Origin of the sequence: Spiroplasma endosymbiont of Nephrotoma flavescens (assembly GCF_964030835.1) — a bacterium.
Taxonomy (GTDB): Bacteria; Bacillota_I; Bacilli_A; order Mycoplasmatales; family Nriv7; genus Nriv7.
In genome coordinates, this window is the sequence record NZ_OZ034982.1 from 1,026,710 (window position 1) to 1,048,175 (window position 21,466).

Annotated in this window: 18 protein-coding genes; 5 read left to right on the top strand and 13 right to left on the bottom strand. The window is 27.2% G+C overall.

Annotated elements, in window-relative coordinates:
• Positions 1-45 precede the first annotated feature (45 nt).
• Together AAHN02_RS06015 and AAHN02_RS06020 are read left to right on the top strand one after the other, a co-directional pair.
• Positions 46-1,821 carry a ribonuclease J gene (locus tag AAHN02_RS06015; protein ID WP_342277672.1) on the top strand — a complete coding sequence of 592 codons (1,776 nt, stop codon included), beginning with the start codon at positions 46-48 and terminating at the stop codon, positions 1,819-1,821.
• 149 nt (positions 1,822-1,970) lie between these two features.
• Positions 1,971-2,915 carry an IS30 family transposase gene (locus AAHN02_RS06020; RefSeq protein WP_342277673.1) on the top strand — a complete coding sequence of 315 codons (945 nt, stop codon included), beginning with the start codon at positions 1,971-1,973 and terminating at the stop codon, positions 2,913-2,915.
• Positions 2,916-2,966: 51 nt separating this feature from the next.
• Here the strand turns inward: AAHN02_RS06020 and AAHN02_RS06025 are convergent, their stop codons facing one another.
• The 4 genes from AAHN02_RS06025 to AAHN02_RS06040 form a co-directional block, all read right to left on the bottom strand.
• Complete coding sequence (locus tag AAHN02_RS06025; protein WP_342277674.1) at positions 2,967-4,523, bottom strand: hypothetical protein; 1,557 nt, start codon at positions 4,521-4,523, stop codon at positions 2,967-2,969.
• A gap of 159 nt (positions 4,524-4,682) precedes the next feature.
• The gene (locus AAHN02_RS06030; RefSeq protein ID WP_338967356.1) at positions 4,683-5,372 is read right to left on the bottom strand and encodes a hypothetical protein; all 690 of its coding nucleotides are present in this window, start codon (positions 5,370-5,372) and stop codon (positions 4,683-4,685) included.
• A 6-nt stretch (positions 5,373-5,378) separates the two neighbouring features.
• A complete protein-coding gene (locus AAHN02_RS06035; protein WP_342277675.1) occupies positions 5,379-6,284 on the bottom strand; it encodes a bifunctional 5,10-methylenetetrahydrofolate dehydrogenase/5,10-methenyltetrahydrofolate cyclohydrolase in 906 nt (301 codons plus the stop codon).
• 11 nt (positions 6,285-6,295) lie between these two features.
• Positions 6,296-8,047 (bottom strand): TrkH family potassium uptake protein, encoded by a 1,752-nt coding sequence (locus AAHN02_RS06040; RefSeq protein ID WP_342277676.1) that lies wholly within the window; start codon positions 8,045-8,047, stop codon positions 6,296-6,298.
• Positions 8,048-8,172: 125 nt separating this feature from the next.
• Here AAHN02_RS06040 and AAHN02_RS06045 point away from each other — a divergent pair, with 125 nt between their 5' ends.
• Positions 8,173-8,862 (top strand): TrkA family potassium uptake protein, encoded by a 690-nt coding sequence (locus AAHN02_RS06045; RefSeq protein WP_342277677.1) that lies wholly within the window; start codon positions 8,173-8,175, stop codon positions 8,860-8,862.
• A 37-nt stretch (positions 8,863-8,899) separates the two neighbouring features.
• On the opposite strand, the gene gatB is transcribed toward AAHN02_RS06045, so the two are convergent.
• The 5 genes from gatB to AAHN02_RS06070 form a co-directional block, all read right to left on the bottom strand.
• Complete coding sequence (gene gatB, locus AAHN02_RS06050; protein ID WP_375315774.1) at positions 8,900-10,342, bottom strand: Asp-tRNA(Asn)/Glu-tRNA(Gln) amidotransferase subunit GatB; 1,443 nt, start codon at positions 10,340-10,342, stop codon at positions 8,900-8,902.
• Complete coding sequence (locus AAHN02_RS06055; RefSeq protein WP_342277678.1) at positions 10,343-11,806, bottom strand: amidase family protein; 1,464 nt, start codon at positions 11,804-11,806, stop codon at positions 10,343-10,345.
• A 2-nt stretch (positions 11,807-11,808) separates the two neighbouring features.
• Positions 11,809-12,102, bottom strand: coding sequence for an Asp-tRNA(Asn)/Glu-tRNA(Gln) amidotransferase subunit GatC (locus tag AAHN02_RS06060; RefSeq protein WP_342277679.1), 294 nt, complete (start codon positions 12,100-12,102; stop codon positions 11,809-11,811).
• Between the two features lie 6 nt (positions 12,103-12,108).
• Complete coding sequence (ligA, locus tag AAHN02_RS06065) at positions 12,109-14,142, bottom strand: NAD-dependent DNA ligase LigA (protein WP_342277680.1); 2,034 nt, start codon at positions 14,140-14,142, stop codon at positions 12,109-12,111.
• 144 nt (positions 14,143-14,286) lie between these two features.
• Positions 14,287-14,478, bottom strand: coding sequence for a hypothetical protein (locus tag AAHN02_RS06070; protein ID WP_342277681.1), 192 nt, complete (start codon positions 14,476-14,478; stop codon positions 14,287-14,289).
• 334 nt (positions 14,479-14,812) lie between these two features.
• Between AAHN02_RS06070 and AAHN02_RS06075 the strand changes: the two genes are divergently transcribed.
• Positions 14,813-15,757: an IS30 family transposase gene (locus AAHN02_RS06075; protein ID WP_342277682.1), complete on the top strand. Its 945-nt coding sequence runs from the start codon at positions 14,813-14,815 to the stop codon at positions 15,755-15,757.
• Between the two features lie 12 nt (positions 15,758-15,769).
• On the opposite strand, the gene AAHN02_RS06080 is transcribed toward AAHN02_RS06075, so the two are convergent.
• Genes AAHN02_RS06080 through AAHN02_RS06095 form a run of 4 tightly spaced genes read right to left on the bottom strand, consistent with a single transcriptional unit; the run spans position 15,770 to position 20,717 of the window.
• Entirely contained in the window at positions 15,770-16,879 is a 1,110-nt protein-coding gene (locus tag AAHN02_RS06080) for an EamA family transporter (RefSeq protein ID WP_342277683.1), read from the bottom strand.
• 15 nt (positions 16,880-16,894) lie between these two features.
• Complete coding sequence (locus AAHN02_RS06085; RefSeq protein WP_338967424.1) at positions 16,895-18,772, bottom strand: hypothetical protein; 1,878 nt, start codon at positions 18,770-18,772, stop codon at positions 16,895-16,897.
• Positions 18,773-18,811: 39 nt separating this feature from the next.
• Positions 18,812-19,726 (bottom strand): RluA family pseudouridine synthase, encoded by a 915-nt coding sequence (locus AAHN02_RS06090; RefSeq protein WP_342277684.1) that lies wholly within the window; start codon positions 19,724-19,726, stop codon positions 18,812-18,814.
• A gap of 1 nt (position 19,727) precedes the next feature.
• Positions 19,728-20,717, bottom strand: a complete 990-nt coding sequence (locus AAHN02_RS06095) for a CPBP family glutamic-type intramembrane protease (RefSeq protein WP_342189978.1) — start codon at positions 20,715-20,717, stop codon at positions 19,728-19,730.
• A 98-nt stretch (positions 20,718-20,815) separates the two neighbouring features.
• Here AAHN02_RS06095 and AAHN02_RS06100 point away from each other — a divergent pair, with 98 nt between their 5' ends.
• Positions 20,816-21,439: a superoxide dismutase gene (locus AAHN02_RS06100; protein WP_342277685.1), complete on the top strand. Its 624-nt coding sequence runs from the start codon at positions 20,816-20,818 to the stop codon at positions 21,437-21,439.
• Positions 21,440-21,466 lie beyond the last annotated feature (27 nt).

Here is a 21,466-nt window from a genome sequence, read left to right on the forward strand (position 1 = left end):
TTTAAGTAAACCTTTTATTTAATAATGAGTGAGGTGTAAAAATTCATGACAACAAATCAAAAAAAGAAACTAAATAACAAAATTGAAATCTTCAATGAAAATCAAACATCTAACAAAAATAATGAAATTATTATTGATGATATTAGAAATACTAAAGTATTTGCCCTTGGTGGCTTAGAAGAAGTTGGTAAAAATACTTATTGTATTGAACATGATGATGAAATCATCATTATTGACGCTGGTGTTAAATTTCCCGAAGGAATATTATTAGGAATTGATGCTATTATTCCTGACTATACATATTTAAAAGAAAATGCTAAAAAAGTAAAAGTAATATTTATTACTCACGGTCATGAGGACCATATTGGTGGTATTCCTTATCTTTTAAAAGAAATTAATATTCCTTTTATTTATGCACCAAGACTAGCTGCTGCCTTAATTCGTGAACGATTAAAAGAGTTTAATATTGGTCAAAAAACCAAAATTATTGAAATTGATGGTAGCAATGAAGATCAAAATAAAATGAAAGGTCTGCTAAAAAACTTTCAACTGAAATATTTTGCTGTTAATCATTCAATTCCTGATGCTTTTGGCATTGCTATTAATACTCCTAATGGTAAAGTCGTTACCACTGGTGATTATAAATTTGATTGAACACCATTAGGTCATAAAGCAGATTTAGAAGAAATGGCAAAAATGGGGCAAACGGGTGTTACCTTATTTTTATCAGACTCAACTAATTCTGAAATTGAAGGTTATACAATGACCGAAACAAAAATTATTAAAAATATTAGTGATTACTTTTTAAAAGCTAAAGGACGAATCTTAATTTCTACTTTTGCTTCTAATGTCCACCGCATTCAACAAATTATTGAAGTAGCACAAAAATATAATCGCAAAATTTTAATTTTTGGTCGCAGTTTAGAACGAATTATTAAAATTATTCGTGAAATGGGACATTTAAAGATTTCTGACAAACAATTTATTAAACCTCACGAAACTGATCAATATCATAAAGATGAAATTTTAATTATTTGTACGGGTTCCCAAGGAGAACCAATGGCAGCACTTTCACGGATTTCAACTGGAACTCATAAAGCAATTTCTATTATTCCTGGTGATACCGTTATCTTTTCTTCTAGTCCTATCCCCGGAAATCAAGCTAGTGTTGAAATGGTTGTTAACCGCTTATCACGGTTAGGGGCTAATGTCTTAGAAAACTCCTCATTTAATTCTTTACATACATCAGGACACGCTTCACAAGAAGAACAAAAACTAATGCTAACCTTAATTAAACCAACATACTTTATGCCAATGCACGGTGATTATCGCATGTTAAAAGCACACGGACAAACTGCAGAAAACGTTGGCGTTGCTAAAGAAAATATCTTTATTTGTGCCAATGGTGACCAAATTAATCTTTACAAAGGTAAAGCTATTCTTGGAAAAAGAATTGAAGCTAGTGCAATTTATGTTAACGGTAAAGATACTTCTGGTTTAACAACAAGAATAACTCGTGATCGCCAAATTCTTGCTAATGATGGTTTAATTGCTGTTGTTGTTTCCATTAATAGTCAGACTAATGAATTACTATGTAATCCAACAATTATCTCTCGTGGCTCATTTTATGTTAAAGATTCCAGTGCTCTTATTGCAGAATCAATTAACATTGTAACAAAGGCAATTAAAAAGGTATTAGCTAATAACCATCCTACTTTTGGAGCAATCAAAAAAGAAATTAAAGAAACCCTAAGTCCTTATATTTCAAAAATAAAACGAAGAAATCCTTTAATAATTCCTGTAATTTTAAACAAAAAATAAAAAAATTTACTTAAGTAAACCTTAAGTAAATTTTTTTATATGCTGAATTATACTTGTAAGTGCAAGTAAATAAAATTGCAAAAGATTTCATATAAAAATTTCATGATGCTAAGTTTATTTTAGAAAAAGTAAATTTAAGGAGTTTTTATATGGGATACAAACATCTTGGCATAGATGAAAGAATTTATATTGAGAATCAATTGAAATTTAAAGTAAAAATTAGTGAAATAGCTAAAAATCTTAATCGAAATATTAGTACTATTAATCGAGAAGTTAATAGAAATAAAGATAATAATCATTATTTTTCATTAATTGCACAAAATAAAGCAGAAAATAGAAAACAATTACATGTTTATTTTCATAAATTTAAAAATAGAGAATTAGTAAAATATGTACAACAAAAATTATTATTAGGTTGATCGCCTGAACAAATTTATGGCAGAATTAAAAATTTTCATCAAGAATGAATTATTAGTTTTAAAACAATTTACAATTGAATTTATTCTGGATTACTTGAAAAGGTTACTAGTAAAAATTTAAGAAGAAAAGGTAAGAAACGAAAATCTCAAGAAAATCGGGGTAAATTTAATGGTAAATCCATTAAAGAACGAAATGTTAATAATCGCATAACTCTTGGCCATTGAGAAGATGATACTGTAGTATCATCACGAGGTAAAAGTAAATCATGTTTAATAACTTTAGTTGAAAGAACATCAAGATTTACTTTAGCAATATTAGTTGAAAATAGAACTACTAAAGTTATTAACAAAAATATTAGTCATTATTTATCAATTCTTCCAAATAATCTTGTTAAGACTATAACATTTGATAGAGGTAAAAAATTTGCTAATTGACAACAACTTGAAAAAAATTTAAATGTGAAAATTTATTTTGCTGATGCATATTCACCTTGACAAAGAGGTACTAATGAAAATACTAATGGTTTAATTAGAGAAAAATTTCCTAAAAAATTTAATTTTTCAAACACTACTAAAAATGCAGTTCATAAATTTATATTGTCTTTAAACCAAAGACCAAGAAAAATACTAAATTATCTTTCGCCAATCGAATATTTGGTTAGAAAAATAATTTAGTTGCACTTAACTTTACAATTTGGCTTATATTATATTATTATTGTCTCTACATTAACTCTCTAAACCATATCAAAAAATACCATCTTTGATAATATTTAAAGTAAAAAAACCAACTTCTAATTGAGCAGAAGCATTACTTAACCCCGAATGTCCTCGATAAGCACCCTGTGTTTTCTTTGGATTCCATTGAACCAATATTTTAGTTTCATCAGTCAAAGGCTTAAAGACAGAACTTGAAAAGCGACTTTCTAGCAATAATTTTTTATTATACTCTTCAATTGTATCTTGAAAAATCTTATGCATTTTTTTACTTGTATTAAAAACCTTATTGTCTTCACCACCATTAGTTAAGTTCACATATTTTTTTCATACAGATGGAGGAACTATCAGATATACAGAATCGTTATGAGAACCTCGAAATTTATTCTTTTCAGAAAAAACTTTTGAAAAATAATACACCAAAACTTCACTAATATTCAATAATTGTGTCTCAAATGATGCTTTAGAAACTTTAATCTTATTATCTTTTAATTCAATTCTCTGCAATGGTAATTCAAAATAAGTAGCATTTCAAAAAGTAAAATCAAAACTTCCCAATAAAATTTCTCTATTATCCAGTGCGCTAACAAAATCAGAATTATGTTTCTGAAATTCTCTATTTTTAGTAATAAAATCACTTATTTTAGTATTCATTTCTACACCATTAGAAATTTTCAAAAATTCCAAATATTCCTTAGAACTTGTTGTTGAATTTAAAGAATTTATTAATAGATTTCTTTTTAAACCCGTATTAGAAATACTTAATTTTTCTTCATTATTACTATTAATTTGGTTTAAGATTTGCTTTTTTATATTTGTTTCACTTAAAGCTTGAAAATTTATTTTTTCTAAATCAAAGGTAACATTCTCTTTAATATGTTTTTGTACTAACGCCGTTAACTCAGTAATCCTATTCGTAAAAGCTTTTTCATCCTGTGTTAAATAAATATCAAGATAAATATTATGTGTGGCTTGACCTTGCTTTAAAGCCAAATCAAGTTCAATTGATAATTGTAGTTTATAAACATAATGCTTATTATTATCTTCAGATTGACTATTTAAACTATTTGATTTCTTCTTTTTTAAATCGCCAAGAATTTTAATCATTTGGTCAAAAGATACTTTTGTTACTATAAATCTAGACTTATCTTTACTAAAACTTATCGGAGTGTTTATATTTGCAAAATAAATCATTTTTTCTTTAAGTTTCCTGTTAATAGAACTAATTAAATCATTTTGCAATATTCGCAAAATCTGTTTACTAATTTGCTCATTATTTTCTAAATACGCAACGAAATTTTTAACTTGTGCTTTATTAACTAATGGATTCATAGTACTTTTAATTTGGGAATCATTTAACCCTAAACTATTAGCAGTATAAATTTTTTCTTGATGTTTATTCATTACTTCTTCATCAATTAAATTTTTGGCCTGAACAAGGGGATTTACTATAGCATTTTCTTCAGAACTTTCAGATATATCATCATTATTTTTACTGCAAGCAACTACACTTAAAACAGGAATAGCAGTTAACAACATTGTAATCAAATTTTTTAAGATATTTCTCATCTTACCACCTTTCTACTCTTTTATTAATTTATAATATTCTCTAATTCTATATATTATATTCTTAATTATATTTTATTTTCATTTTATTTCAATATTTATCATATTAGAAATTAATTCCTTCTTAAAAAAATCCCTTCTTTTTTTAAGAAGGGACTTTCTTTAAAATGTAAATATAAACAATGAATCACTACCCACAATTATAGTTTTTATAAGAGTAATTTTTCTAATGCGTTCATATTCTTGCTCATTTAAATAATCTTCTGCTAACAGTAAAATATCTTTTCGCATTAACTCATAAAAATAAACTCATAAAGTTCATCCTAAAATTAGCACCACTAAACTAGTATATCCAATCGTACTACTAATTAAATTAAGATTTGTAATACTAATTAAATCTTGTGAATAAAACTGCAAAAATAAAATTATCATTCCAAAATAACATAATAATGCAAAAATAAACATAAAATTTGCTAGATGAATAAAAAATACATACCTTTTACCATTTTGTTTTCATTTTATTTTTGCAACATAAGTTAAACAATTATAAATATGAAAAATACTATCGTTATAATAATCACTAGTTTTAATATTAACTTCTTGTTTATAATATTTAACATTAAAATAACGCATCGTTACTTTAGTTATTTTAATTTTAAAATGATATTTTTCTTGACGAAAAATAGCTTCTAAATATTCACCACCATCACGATTTTTACTATTACCTTTTTTAATAAAAGAAAATATCAATCACAATAAAGATAAAATCATATAAGCAACAAAAATAATCCCTAATAAAAAACTAATAAGAATAAATAAAGCTTGATTAACAATTTCTAAATGATTTCACATAAATTACTACTCCACAATTAAACTTTTATTATTCATATTAACAACATTCAAATTTTTCTTATTCATATTAATAACATACAAGTCATAAACATTAGTTACTAACATTGCAATTGTCATTGGCCCAATACCACCAGGAACTGGAGTAATATAACTAACTTTTTCTTTAACCGTATCAAACTTAATATCACCACAAATCCGATTTGTTTCCAAATCACGAACAATAGCCACATCAACTACAATCGCATTAGCTTTAACCATTGTTTCATCAATTAAATTAGCAACACCAACAGCACTAATAACAATATCACTACCAATCGTATGCCTTTTTAAATCAACAGTATTTTCATTACATAATGTAACTGTTGCCCCTAAATGATGCAACATAATAGCCAAAGGTTTACCAACAAGATTACTTGTCCCCACCATTGTAACCGTTTTTTTAAAAACATCAATATTATATGCTTCTAACAGTTTAATTACTCCTAATGGGGTACAAAGAGCAATCGTTTTTAACCCTTGAAATAACTTACCTGCATTAATATAATGTAAACCATCAGCATCTTTACGAGCATTAATATGATCTAAAATCCGATTTTTATTAAGATGTTTAGGTAATGGTAACTGCACCAAAATCACATCAACCGTATCATCATTATTTACTTTATTAATTACGGTTAATAAATCCTGCTCACTAACATTTTCATTAAAAGTTTTTAAACTAACTTGAATTTCTAACTTTTCACAAACTTTTATTTTGTGATTAACATATACTTTTGATGCTTCTTCTGTTCCCACCAAAAATACTACTAAATGCGGTTTTCGTAAATTTTTTTCTAAATAATTACTAATATTGTTTTTCAAATTATTTTGAATCTCATTAGCAATCGCTTTTCCATCCATTATAACTGCCATTATATTTTCTCCTAACCAATAGGCACATCTTGTTCTAAATATGCAAATCGTTCAATTTCATTTTTTCTTGCTGCTAATAATAAAGTATTTGATACTCCTAATTGACCAATAAACATTAAACTAATTAAAAATAATTTACTGATAACACCATAATCAGAAAAACTTAGGCCAAAATCAGGAATCATTGTTAAACCTGCCGTTCCAAATGCCGATGAAGATATAAACAAAGCCTCAACAATCGGCACCTGCACATTTTCGCTAATAATAATTAAAGACGCCAAAAAGACAATTAAAATTGCCATAATAAAAACTGCTGTTGCGCGTTTTGCTGTCTCATTAGGAACTTTAGCTTTAAACATATTAATATTATTTTTTCGTGTCGCACTAGCAATAATACTCACCATAACTAATGCTAGCGTTGTCGTCCTAATTCCACCACCAGTAGAACTAGGTGACGCTCCAATTCACATCAAAATCGAAAAAATAAACTTTGAGGGCGATTTAAAATAACTAATATCAATCGTACTATATCCAGCACTTCTTGTTGAAAAAGTATTAAAAATAATCGCCATTAAAGTTTCAGCATTAGTATTAGTAACATTTCTAATACCACCATTAATAAAAGTATTACTAAGCTTTGTTGGCACAAAATATTCAACCAAAATTACTGCTAAAATACCAATAAAAGAAATTGAAAAATAGTATATCACACTTATTTTAGTAAAAAATGAAAAATTAACTTTAATACCACGATAACGCGCCACTGACTTTTGCTTTAAATCATAAAAAACAGGATAACCAATACCACCAATAATCAGTTGAACTAAAAAAACTACTTGAACAAAATATTGTGTCCGATAGGGACTTAAAGAATTAGGACCAATAATATCAAAACCAGCATTATTAGTAGCTGAAACCGAATGAAAAATCCCTGATCAAAAACTACTACCAAAATTTCGATAAGTAACATTAAAATTCTTAGTAATTAATTGTTGCAAATAATCATTATCAATTATTTGTAAAAACCCTACAACATTATTATTATATTTATTACTAACACCATTAATAATTCGTGCTAATTCATTAGGAAATTCCTTGCCCGCAGTAACAAAATTTTCTCAATCAGAAACCTTAGTAATTAACATTTCTTTAAATTTATCTGGCGTGTTAAACGATTTTCCTAATAGTTCAATAATTGAATTAATTGATTGTGATTTTAAAGAATCTAAATAATCAATCGGTGTAAAATAAAAATAAAAAAATAACATCACGCCACCAGTAATTTCCACAATTGCTAAAACATAAAAAGCATTTTTAATTAACTGGACAGTACCCCCAAGTTTAGTATTACCTCTTTCTGATTGCAAAAGCATTCTTTCTTCAATACTAATATTTTTTCCAATTACAATAAACAAAATAATCTTTAAAGTCATAATTCCAATACCACCAATTTGAATTAGCAACAATAAAACAATTTGACCAAAAAAAGTTAAGTCTTTAGCTGGCGATATTAAACTTAATCCAGTATCAGAAAATGCACTTGAAGCAGTAAACAATGCTGTTAAAAAATCTCATTGATAAGTCTTACTAACAGCTCAAGGCGTCATTAATAAAATTGTTCCCACCAAAACAGCATATAAATAATTTCGTGAAATTTTCTTATTAACAGTATTACCAATAAAAATATTTTTAAAAACTTGACCAAGTTTTTTAAATCAAGTAAGATATTTTTTATTATTAGAAAATTTATCAATATCTTTCATTCTGACCCTCGCGATGCCGATTACTTGTTTATTATCCAATTATACTATACTTAGATTATTATTTTAAGATAAAATATAGTATAATTTTGTGGTAATAGTTTCAAATATATAAGAGGTGTTAAATAATGGCAGCAAAAGAATTTTGTATAATTGGTTTAGGTAATTTCGGCACAGCAGTTGCAGAAACATTAGCATCAATGAACCACAATGTCGTTGTTATTGATCAAGATAATAGTAAAATCAGAAAAATTACGGGAAATTTTGCTAACATTAACGGCTACGAATTAGATGCCACTGACTTAGAAGCATTAGAAAGTATTGGAATTAAAAATATTAATGACATTATTATTGCTATCGGTAGCAATATTCAATCATCAGTTCTAGTAGCTGTTAACCTAAAAGAATTAGAAACCAGCAATATCATTGCTAAAGCTATTAATAATCCTCATGAAAAGATTTTACGAGCAATTGGGATTAATCAAATTGTCAAACCCGATATTTCCTCAGGAAGACAAACTGCCCTAAAAGCCCTATGAGGTCTAGAAGTTGACATTAAAGATGTTGATGGTGAATTTAGCATTAGTTTAGTTGAAGCCACAAATAAAATTATCTTAGGAAAACCCCTTGAAGAAATCAAACTAATTAACAACAAAAGAGTTAACATTATTCACATTAAACACAACAAAAAAATTATCTTGCCCGATGCCGATACCATTCTTAGCTACGGCGACGAAGTTCTATTCATTGCTAAAAACAAATACATCCAAGAAATTCACGAATACATTACGGGAGCAAAAGAAACCGAAGATATTTAAAAAAACAGCACATTGTGCTGTTTTTTTGTAAACTTAATTATTTACTAATATTTTCAGAAATTATTTCTTCAATAATCTTTTGTCCTATTTCAGGATTAACTTGTCCCTTAGTAACTTTCATTAAGTGTCCCATATAAAACTTTAACACTCTCTCAGGACGAGAAGGATAATCTTTCAATATTTGTAAGTTTTCCAAAATAAACGGTTTAATTAAACTCCTAATTATCTTTTCATCATTTATTTGTTGTAAGTTAAGTTGCTTAATACTCTGCTCAACACTCACATTATTTTCTAGCAAATGTAATAATAATGTCTTGGCTTGTCTTTGCGATATTTCCTTTCGTTGTAAAATATCAACTATCTGGGCCAAATTAATCGGTGTTAACTGAGTATCTAATAAAGAAGCATCTTTTTGTTTCAAATAAGCACTAATATCACCAATAAGCATATTTAACACCAAACGATAATATTTAGTATGTTCAATTGTCTTTTCAAAAAAATTAGTTAATTCAATATCTTGTAACAAAACATTAACTTCATTAATATGCAAACCATATGTTTCTACATAACGAATTTGTTTTTGGGGATACGATTCTGGACTAGTATTAATAATCTCTTCAATTCAATGCTGTTCTAAACTAATCGGAACTATATTTGGTTCGGGAAAATACTTATAATCAACCGTTGACTCTTTAGAACGCATTAAAATTGTTGTTTTTGTTTTTTCATCAAATCTGCGTGTTTCATTACTCTTTAAAGGTGTTCCTTGATTAATTAAATTAGTTTGTCGTTTAATTTCAAATTCAATCGCTCTTTTAACATTATTTAAAGAATTTAAATTTTTAACTTCCACGCGTTTAAAAAAATCCTTACTTTCTATCGGTCGTAAAGAAATATTAATATCACAACGAAATGAACCTTCACTCATTTTAGCATTACTAACCCCTAAATGTAATAATGTCTTACGCAATGTTTCAATATAATTAATTGCCGTCTCAACATCATAAATAACAGGTTCACTAACAATCTCAATTAAACCAATTCCCGCCCGATTATAATCTAACAAAGTAATATTATCTAAATGAATTTGTTTAGCGGTATCTTCTTCTAAATGCAACCGCGTAATCAAAATATCTTGTTGCATATTGTTAGTAGCAATCGTTAATTTACCATTACTACCAATCGGATTATTTTGTTGGGTTATTTGATATCCTTTAGGCAAATCCGGATAAAAATAATTCTTACGATCAAATGATAATACTGGATTAATCTTCATATTTAACGCTTGACACGCTCTAATAGCTAATACTACTGCTTGTTTATTAATAGAAGGTAAACTTCCCGGATAACCCAAATCAATTTCATTTACTTGACTATTAGGAATACTAGCAAATGTCACCGGACTATTAGAAAACATCTTTGTTTTTGTTTTTAACTCAATATGAATTTCAATTCCAATAACAGGTTGTAATTTCATTATTTATTTTTCCTTTCGATGATGACAAGAATTTTCAAAGTTAATAATTTTTTCAATTCCATAAGCAATATTTAACGCCTTTTGATCAGCAAATGGTAAACAATTAATTGTCATTCCAAATGGCAATTCATTTACTAAACCAATAGGAATTGTGATTGAAGGCGCACCCGAAAAATTAGCTAATAACAACGCATCATTTGTTAAGTTATTAACATCACTTAACTCTAATTTATGATTAATAGTTTTCTCAATTGTCGGAGCATCACCACCAGCTGCTGGCAATAACAGTCCATCATAATCAGTAAAAATTTTTTCAAAATGATCAACAATTTTTCGTCGCACCTTTTTTGCTTGCAAAAATAATTCCTGTTGATTTGCTTGTGCCAAAGCATATGCCCCAATAACATATCTTCTTTTAACTGTCTTTCCCAATACACTACGACTTTTAATCATAATATTTTGATAAGAATCATCATCTTTACTAATTCGTTTCCCAAAATTAATTGCTGTTAAATTACTTTGCGAGCTAGTAGCTTCCGCAAACGAAATAACCATATAAACTGGTAATAATGCCTTTAATAAATCAAGGGGAAAATCAATATCTTCAATAAGTAAACCTTGCTCTTTTAATTTACTAATTACCGAAGACCACAAAACTCCCGTTAACGGTCGCAAACCATCATTAACCGATTTAATAGTCGCCAAACGATATTTTTTAATATCAAGACTAAGATTTTGCAAATAATCTTTTTCCTTTGCTTGCTGACTAGTCAAATCATTCGCATCAAACTTAACTGTCGCATCCATAACAATTGCACAATCACGAACAGTATTAGCAAGTACACCAACAGTATCTAAAGACGGTGCATAGGGAAATAACCCATAGCGAGAAATAAGCCCATAAGTTGGTTTAATACCAACAATCCCTGTATACGATGCTGGTTTTCTAATTGAATCACCCGTATCACTTGCCAAGGCAAACGGAACAACACCCAAAGCAACCAACGCCGCACTTCCTGATGAACTCCCCCCTGTAATATGATTTTTATTTCACGGATTATAAACAAAACCCGTAAAACTATCCAAACCAATACCACCCATTCCTAATTCATCAAGTGTTGCTTTAGCAATATTAACAGCTTGATAATCATTAATATCTTTAACTACTTTACTATCAAATGTCGGCACAAAATTTTCCAAAATTTTTGTTCCCCCACTAGTTACAATGTTCTTAGTTGCTAAATTATCTTTAACCGCATAAGGTATAGCAAATAAATAATTATCTTCAGGAATTGGCATTGATTCCAAATGCTTAGCAATGACCATCGCTTCTTCTTCTAATAATTTAACAACACCATTATAATGTTCATATTTTTTTGCCTTAGCAATCGCATCACGAACAATTTTAATTGGTGATGTTTTCTTCTGTAATAATTGTTGATGCAATAATTCAATTGTCATTTTCATCATTATTCAACCACCCTATTAATAACAATATAATCATCTTTTACTTCTCACGCATTTTGCAAAACAAGGGATTGTTCATTAATCATTACATTATCATCTTCGCGTAATAAATGTTGCGAATTTAAAAATGGATAATGCATTGGTTCATACCCTTCCACATCAATTGTCTGTACTAACTTCATTTGTTCTAAAACAATATAAAACTCTTCTGCTAATAACTTATACTCTTCTTCTTCCAACTCTAGCATTAAATTATTAGTAATTTCTCGTAATAATTCCAAAGTAATATTTTCCACTACTACTTACACTCCTTCTTTTAATTGCTCATACTCTGCTATTGTTAAAATTTTAACATTAAATTTTTTAGCACTTTCTAATTTACTGCCAACATTACTACCAACTAATAAATAGTCAGTATTTTTACTAACTGTATTAGTAATATTAGCATTTAATCCTTGTAATTCTTCAACATAATAACTTCTTGGTTTTGCGAATGTGCCCGTAATCACAACCGTTTTATGAAAAAAGGGATTATTTTCATTATCATTTGCTATGGGAAAATATTTCATATTAACACCATAAATTTTTAAATCATTAATTAATTGTAAATTTTCTTGATGTGAAAATCAATCAATCAAGCTTTCAATAATGACCGCACCAATATCATAAATCATTTCTAACTGCTCACTTTTAGCTTTAAGTAAATTATCAATATCTTCATAATGTTTTGCTAACTGTAAAGCAGTTTTCTCACCAATATGACGAATCCCTAAACCAAATAACAAATGTTGCAACGACTTCATTTTTGAACGATTAATTACCTTAATCATATTATTAAATGATTTTTCACCAAAATTATCTAAAGCAATAATATCTTGTTTTCGATTTTCCAATAAATATAAATCACTAACTTTTTTTAATCAACCTAATTGATACAACCGAATAATTATTTTCTCACTAACACCACTAATATCCATTGCTCTTCTTGAACAATAATGTATTAATGACCGAACAATTCTTTGCGAACAATTAATATTAATACAATACTGATCAACTTCTAAAACAGCATTTTCTAATTTACTATTACAATTTGGACAATATTCAATTAATTTTCAAGGTTCATTTCCTTCTTTTCTTAACTTTAAAACGGGATTAATAACTTCAGGAATAATATCACCAGCTTTTTTAATTAATACAACATCACCAATCCGAATATCACGATTAATAATATAATCAGCATTATGCAATGTTGCTGCCTTAACAACTGTTCCTTGTAAATTTACTGGTTCAAGTTTAGCATTATATGTTACTTTACCCGTTCTTCCAATTGATGCAAAGATATCTAGTAATTTAGTCGTTACCACAATACCAGCATATTTGTATGCTATTGCTCATTTAGGACTTTTACTTGTTTGTCCAATAATATTATATAATGATAAATCATTAATTTTAATTACAATACCATCAGTATCATAATCTAATTGTTTTCTTTTAAGGTCATATTCTTTTATATATTCTCATATTTCATTAATACTATTGCATAAACGATATTCATTATTAATTGGAAAACCTAATTTTTTTAATGTCACTAAAACTTCCTCTTGGGTTTTCATCCCATTTTCTTGACCATTAACATAATAATATAAAAAAACTTTTAAATTACGACTTGCCGTAATGTTTGCATCTAATTGGCGTAAACTACCTGCAGCAGCATTACGCGGATTAGCAAATACTGGCATTTTTTCTTTATAACGCAATTCATTTAAATCATTAAAATCACTTTTAGCTAAAAATACTTCCCCCCGCACTAACAACTTATTTACTAATTTAATTTTTTGTGGGATATTAGCAATTGTTTTAACATTATCAGTAACATTTTCACCAGTAATACCATCACCTCTAGTGGCTGCTGATATTAAAAAACCATTATCATACTGCAACGAAACCGACAAACCATCAATTTTTAATTCACAAAGATATTCAATACTTTCTTGACCAGTTAAAGATTTTATCTGATTATCAAAACTAATTAAATCTTTTTCGGTAAAAGCATTATTTAAACTTAACATTGGATAATTATGCTGAACTTTATTAAAACCATAAGCTACTTTGCCACTAACAGATTGTGTTGGTGAATTTTTGCTTAAAAACTGCGGAAAATCATTTTCTAATTGTTGTAAACTCCTCATCTTCGCATCATAGTATTCATCACTAACTGATGGTTTATTTTCTAAATAATACTCATTATTTCACTGCTCAATTAATTTTCTTAACCGCAAAATTTCCTTTTTTGCTAATTTTTCATTCATTCGAGCCACCCCATAATATTTCACCATTAAATTATAACATATATTAATTATGACTAATTACTTCATAATTTAATAAATTAAACTCTAACTAGTAATAAATAAAAAGTCAATCAATTATTTATTGATTGACTTTTTAACATATTATAACTTTGTTTCTTGAACCGTTTCTTGTTATTCATCTAATAGCACTTCTTGGTTATTTTGATGAATTTCTACAGTAGTAGTAGTTGGAACTACAATTTCATCTAACTCAACTTCTTCAACCTTAACTTCTTCAATAGTATTATCTTGTTCTTCTATGCTAGTTGCTTTAACTGCTTTTTTACGCTTTACAAGTAAACGATCAAGACTTCATATCACCACAAACACTAATTCTATTCCTAAGAAAATCATCGCAATAAAACCGATAATACCTCAAGCACCTAATAAATCTATATTATATATCTCCCTTTTTATATAAGTAAATACGCAACAATATTTAATAACAACAAAAACATATAAAAAAGTAAAACTTTGAACTAATTATATATTATTTCAACTCCATAGGAGGTGTTCAAACATCCTTATCTTTTTTTAAAAATTTTTCATTGCTGAATTATACTTGTAAGTGCAAGTAAATAAAATTGCAAAAGATTTCATATAAAAATTTCATGATGCTAAGTTTATTTTAGAAAAAGTAAATTTAAGGAATTTTTATATGGGATACAAACATCTTGGCATAGATGAAAGAATTTATATTGAGAATCAATTGAAATTTAAAGTAAAAATTAGTGAAATAGCTAAAAATCTTAATCGAAGTATTAGTACTATTAATCGAGAAGTTAATAGAAATAAAGATAATAATCATTATTTTTCATTAATTGCACAAAATAAAGCAGAAAATAGAAAACAATTACATGTTTATTTTCATAAATTTAAAAATAGAGAATTAGTAAAATATGTACAACAAAAATTATTATTAGGTTGATCGCCTGAACAAATTTATGGCAGAATTAAAAATTTTCATCAAGAATGAATTATTAGTTTTAAAACAATTTACAATTGAATTTATTCTGGATTACTTGAAAAGGTTACTAGTAAAAATTTAAGAAAAAAAGGTAAGAAACGAAAATCTCAAGAAAATCGGGGTAAATTTAATGGTAAATCCATTAAAGAACGAAATGTTAATAATCGCATAACTCTTGGCCATTGAGAAGGTAATACTGTAGTATCATCACAAGGTAAAAGTAAATCATGTTTAATAACTTTAGTTGAAAGAACATCAAGATTTACTTTAGCAATATTAGTTGAAAATAGAACTACTAAAGTTATTAACAAAAATATTAGTCATTATTTATCAATTCTTCCAAATAATCTTGTTAAGACTATAACATTTGATAGGGGTAAAGAATTTGCTAATTGACAACAACTTGAAAAAAATTTAAATGTGAAAATTTATTTTGCTGATGCATATTCACCTTGACAAAGAGGTACTAATGAAAATACTAATGGTTTAATTAGAGAAAAATTTCCTAAAAAATTTAATTTTTCAAACACTACTAAAAATGCAGTTCATAAATTTATATTGTCTTTAAACCAAAGACCAAGAAAAATACTAAATTATCTTTCGCCAATCGAATATTTGGTTAGAAAAATAATTTAGTTGCACTTAACTTTACAATTTGGCATTTAACAGCAACAATATTAACCCAATAAGCACTGGAACTAAAAAGAGATAATATTCTCATTGCGTCGCACCCAAATACAAATCTTTAATTTGCATATCTAAAATATTAGATTGAATAATACCAAAATCACAATTAGTAACTTTATATAAACCAAAAATTGCTAAAGAAAGCAATGGCGTTCATAACAACATCGCCAATTGAGCAGCAATTCCATAAGAACCATTTAAAATTTTAATACTGCGAAAAAATAAAATTCGCCCAATTGCAATCGCAAAACTAGAAATGATAATAAATAAAAATGTTAACCCCTTCATTTCACCAAAAATTCTAAATTGAACTCAGCCTTCATAACCATAACCGCCACCTATTACCGAAACTATTGGTAAAACAAAAATTAACATTATCCACGATGAACTAAACGCTTTTAAAATTAATGCATCCTTCTCATTAATTTTATTTTTAGACTTACTCATTGCAAAATGAAGAATCGTTGATTCAATAGCATATAAAATCGCCGTTAACAATGACAAAATTATTGCCCAAGTAGCTTTTACTCACGGTTGAATATCACTAGGGTCAGGACTTAATATTGTTTTATTAAACTCAGTAATAATTTGTCAAATAACCAAACCAATAACCGCTAAAGATGTTAAAAGTAACCCAGCCCAAGCAATAAAAGATAATCTTTCTTCTAATAATAACCTTGATAATAAAGCCGTAAAAATTGGAGCAATATTTACTAACACTGTTGCCGTAGCACTCATTTGCGCTGCCAATTGAATTGATAAAATATACAATACTTGCGCAATCGGACCACCAAAAATACCAGCAATAATTACAATCATTCCTAACATACTTTTAGTATTTTTCCAAATTTGTTTTAAAAACTTTAATGGTTTATTAGTAAGACAAACAACTAAAATTCAAGAAACAAATTCTTGCACTGTTGCTAAAATAAAACTATTTAATGCTCGCGTATCTAAAAAAATAATTAATAATGGTGCTAATGAATACATAAAAGCTGAAATAACACCAATTCCTGTACCCGTGAGTAACTCTTGCTTCGTAAAATGAACATTAAGTTTTTGTAAACTCATTTTTTTCTCCTTAAATTAATTTTTACCTGTTAATGTATAAACTGCTTGTTGCTCATTTTTACTATTTGTTCGCTGATTATCTTTTCATTTATCTTCGGCTTCAATACTATGAACTTTAATTTTATTGGGATCATTAAAAGCGATCAATTCATCTTTTGTATAAAAATCATCTTTATTTTTCAATTGTTTTTTTAAACGAACAATAATCCAATTAGTTAATGAACTTCGTGATAATATCGCCATTAACTGCAAAGGTTCAGTAATCGCTGCTAATAACATAATCCCCGGAACAGAAATAACAAGAATTAACATAAATAATTTTATGATTCCTTTAATTCCCAATTGTGACGATAATTGTTCATAGTTAGCAAATTGATAATAAGGATTAGAAAAAATTAATTTATAAGCAATGACAATTGAAAAAATCATTGGAATAACAATAATTGCCAAATTCTTTCATCAAAACCGAGCATTACTATTATATGTTAAATACTTCCAAGTATAACTACTACTATAAATTCAACGATAAAATAACCCAAAAGTTGTTGATAATACTAAAGCATAAATTGTTAACTGTGCATCTTTTAAATAATATGTAAAAACTGACCCTAAAATTAAACTAATAATCAAACTAATAACCACTTGTATATAAGCATGCTTCGTAGTTTCACGATGTCTTCCCGCACCATAAATTAAAATACTCGCCGGTTCACTTATCATTAATAATGCTGAATTAATAGCAAAAATTAACGATAAATGTGGGGTATCAAAAATCGTCTTAATCGCAATATTCTCAAACTCTGGATTACTAGAACTTCTAACAGTTGCTAGCATTTGAACCTTCAATTCACCATATAAGCCATTAACAAAATATGGTGACATAATAAATTGCACAACAAACATAAAAGCAGCCACCATATAAGCAAACAATTCAAATTTAACAAATGTATTCCAACGAATTCTTCCTTGATAAGAAATTCATGTACCAAAAAAGTCTTTAAACGAAGTAATAAATAATAACATAATTACTCTCATATTTATCGCCACCGTCATATATATGGAATACGCCGACGCTGTACGAAAACCAATAAATAAAGCAATTAAAACAAAATCAATATTATTAAAAATTGCTACCGCATAACTTTTAACCGCAACATAGTTACTCTCTTGCAATAATTTATCATTTTTAGTTCACTCTTTAGTTTGCAATCATGGATATTTTAATTTCACATAAATATAAATTAAAATTGACTTAATAATTCCATGAAAAATATAAACTAAAAATGGTAAATAAGCATTGGGATTACCATTTCTAGCACTAATCCACATTCACAAAATAACACCTGTAAAAACTAATAAATCACAAGTTAAATGCACAATCCGATTAAAATAATTACCATTATCAGCTTGAATTAAATTTTCATAAGCACCAACAATGAAAAATGAAATTAAATTTTTTAATGATAACGATATGATAATAATTCATAATTGTCAAAATGGCATCACTTGAATAACATCATCAGTAATAGTTTCACTAACATTATTTCAATAAGCATATAAAGAAAACCCTAAACCTAAAAAAATAACTAATGATAAATAAATTATCCCCGTTTTAATATAATTATTTTTAATCGTACCCACAATATCATTAACAGTAATTCAATCTTTCTTTGCTAAGGGATGATACAAATAAAAAATTCCCATAATTCCTAAACTACTCTCAGCCAAACCAATAGTAAATGAAATTGCCATAATAGTTCGTACTAATCCATTCATTTTCGCCCCATAATATTTAATTATTAAATAAATAAGAACAAACTGAAAAACTGAACCTAAAAATGTTCCAATAATTCCTAACAGTGTATTAAAAAAACTTTTGCTTGTTGAATACATTGGCCATTCCCCTTCAATTTAAATCATTTTATCACAAACTTAATTAATTTTTCTGCTATTTATTTCTAATATCTTATCAATATCTGATAAAACAAATTGTTTATTATTTAAATAATCCAAAGGAACCGGTAAATTTTTAAACTCTAACTTATAAGCAAAAAGCATAATGCGATCATTTAAATTATATTTAGAACCATATTTAATGTCACCCACAATCGGTGTTTTTAAATACTCACAAGATGCTCTAATTTGATGTTTTCTTCCCGTAATCAGTTGGATCTCGTATCAACTAAACTTTAATACTTTTTTAAACATTTTAAACTTCGTTACTGCTACTTTACAATTTGGCAATTCTAATTTAGGACTAAATACCATTTTTCCTTGCATAATATCTTGAAATATATAACCTTTAACAACTAATGGTAATTCCTTATTAGTAGCTAATAATGCTAAATATTTTTTAGTAATATTATTTTGATTTCAAAATTGATGAAAAATATTTAAAGCAATTTTCTTTTTCGCATAAATTACTAAGCCTCTTGTTAACTTATCTAAACGATGTACATGACTAATAGTAAAAGAATAACTGTTATTAATTTGCAAATACTTACGAACTGCTAAATCTAAACAATCACCCACGGGATGATGAATTAAAACATTATGGGGTTTATCAATAATTAAAATATATTCGTCTTCATAAATAATTGTCAAAACAATTTGACTAGCAAATTGTTTTTCTACTTCATCTTTAAAAATTAAATTATCTAAAACAATAATCGTATCATTAGGTTTTAAATAATACTTTAAATCACTAATAACTTCACCATTTAATTTTATCTTTTTTAAACGAAATAACTTATAAATTAGTCGTAAAGGAACAGTATTAAAAGTTTTACGCATAAATTTAATAATTGTTTGATGAGCATCATTTTCTTCAATAACAAATTGTACCATCCTAAGTCGCAACCAAAACTGTATAACTAATCAAGTTATTTATTAAATGAATTACAAATGAATATGTTACATTCTCACGACTAAAAATAAATAGTAATGACAACAACAAAGAAAAACCTAAATAACTAAAAATATTTTGAATATCGCCAGCCAAGCGGACATGCATTCAAGCAAAGTAAAAAGAAGAAATAAAAAATCCCAATCAACGATATCTTGATAGCATAAAAATACTATGCCTAGTTGCTAATTCTTCCAATAATGGTGCTGTAATAACAACCATAATAAATAAACCAATCTTGCCACTAATAGTACTTAAAGATTTTTCAATTTCAGTTTGATTAGCAGATTTCTTAGTACCAATAGCATCATTAATAAACTTAAAAACAGTAGTAACTTGAAAAATAATTAACAAAGAAATAATAATCACAATAGCAACTAATAGCACATTATAAAGTAATGTATTACCAATCTTACTTGCTAACTGCTTACTAAAAAACAAAATTATAAAAATTGTTACTAATCCAGTAATGCTTTGTATAAAAGAACTAAGAGCATAACCAGCATTCGTAAGTTCAATTTTATTACCAACTTGCTCATAAAATAATGGCGATGTTTTAATAAAAATAGCAAATAAAATCGTACTAACTGTTTGGGAAGCTACAAATAAATAAATTGCTCAAGCACCACTATTAATAAATTTTTTTGCATCTTCAACCATTAATCATCCAAAACTAAAACCATACGAAACTAAATTAAGAATTAAAAATAAAAAAATATAGTTATTATTATTTAAAACATAAATCCGAAGTAAATCAAAAATTATTGGAAGAGCAAAAACTGTTATGAGAAATAAACAAGTACTAACTTTAGAAAACAGTTTATAATTATAAACCTGTAAATCATCAACAAAAGTTTTTGGAATTTGATACTGTGGACGATATCATTTGCACGACTTTAATTGTTGGGAATGCGAAAAACTTTCAGAACTCATCTTTAAACCTTACTCCATTTTTACTTTCTTATACAATTATTATACATTTATATAGTATATGTGTATATAATTAATTTATTAAAAGGAGGAAATTATAAATGTTTCAAAGAAAAGAACTAAATTATTCGTTAGATGCTCTAGAACCAATTATATCTAAAGAAACCATGGATTATCATTACAACAAACATCACAAAGCATATGAAGATGGTTTAAATAATACTCTTGCAAAATTAGAAAATAACAATCAACCTACCGATCTAAATCAATTAATGCGCGACTATTTAACCTTACCAAATGAATGCCATGTTGGTATTCGCCAATTTGGTGGCGGATTAATTAACCACAATTTCTTTTTTAGTATCCTAGCCAAAGACAAACCAATTAGTAATGATAAATTAAAAACTCTTATTGAAGAAACCTACGGGTCAATGGAAAAATGACAAGAAAAAATGCGTGACGCCGCCTTACAAGTCTTTGGTAGTGGTTGAACATGATTATTAATTGATCGTAATGGCAAATTAAAAATTTTTAACACCTTTAACCAAGATAATCCTTGATTTTTAAAATCCTATCCTTTAATCGGTATTGATGTTTGAGAACATGCCTATTATATTGACTATCGTAACGACCGTAAAACTTATGTAACTAAATTTTTTGACATTATTAACTGAGAAGAAGTTGAAAAACTATATGACACTTATTTAAAAAATAATTCTAAATAATACTAATTTTAATAAAAAAGATGAATT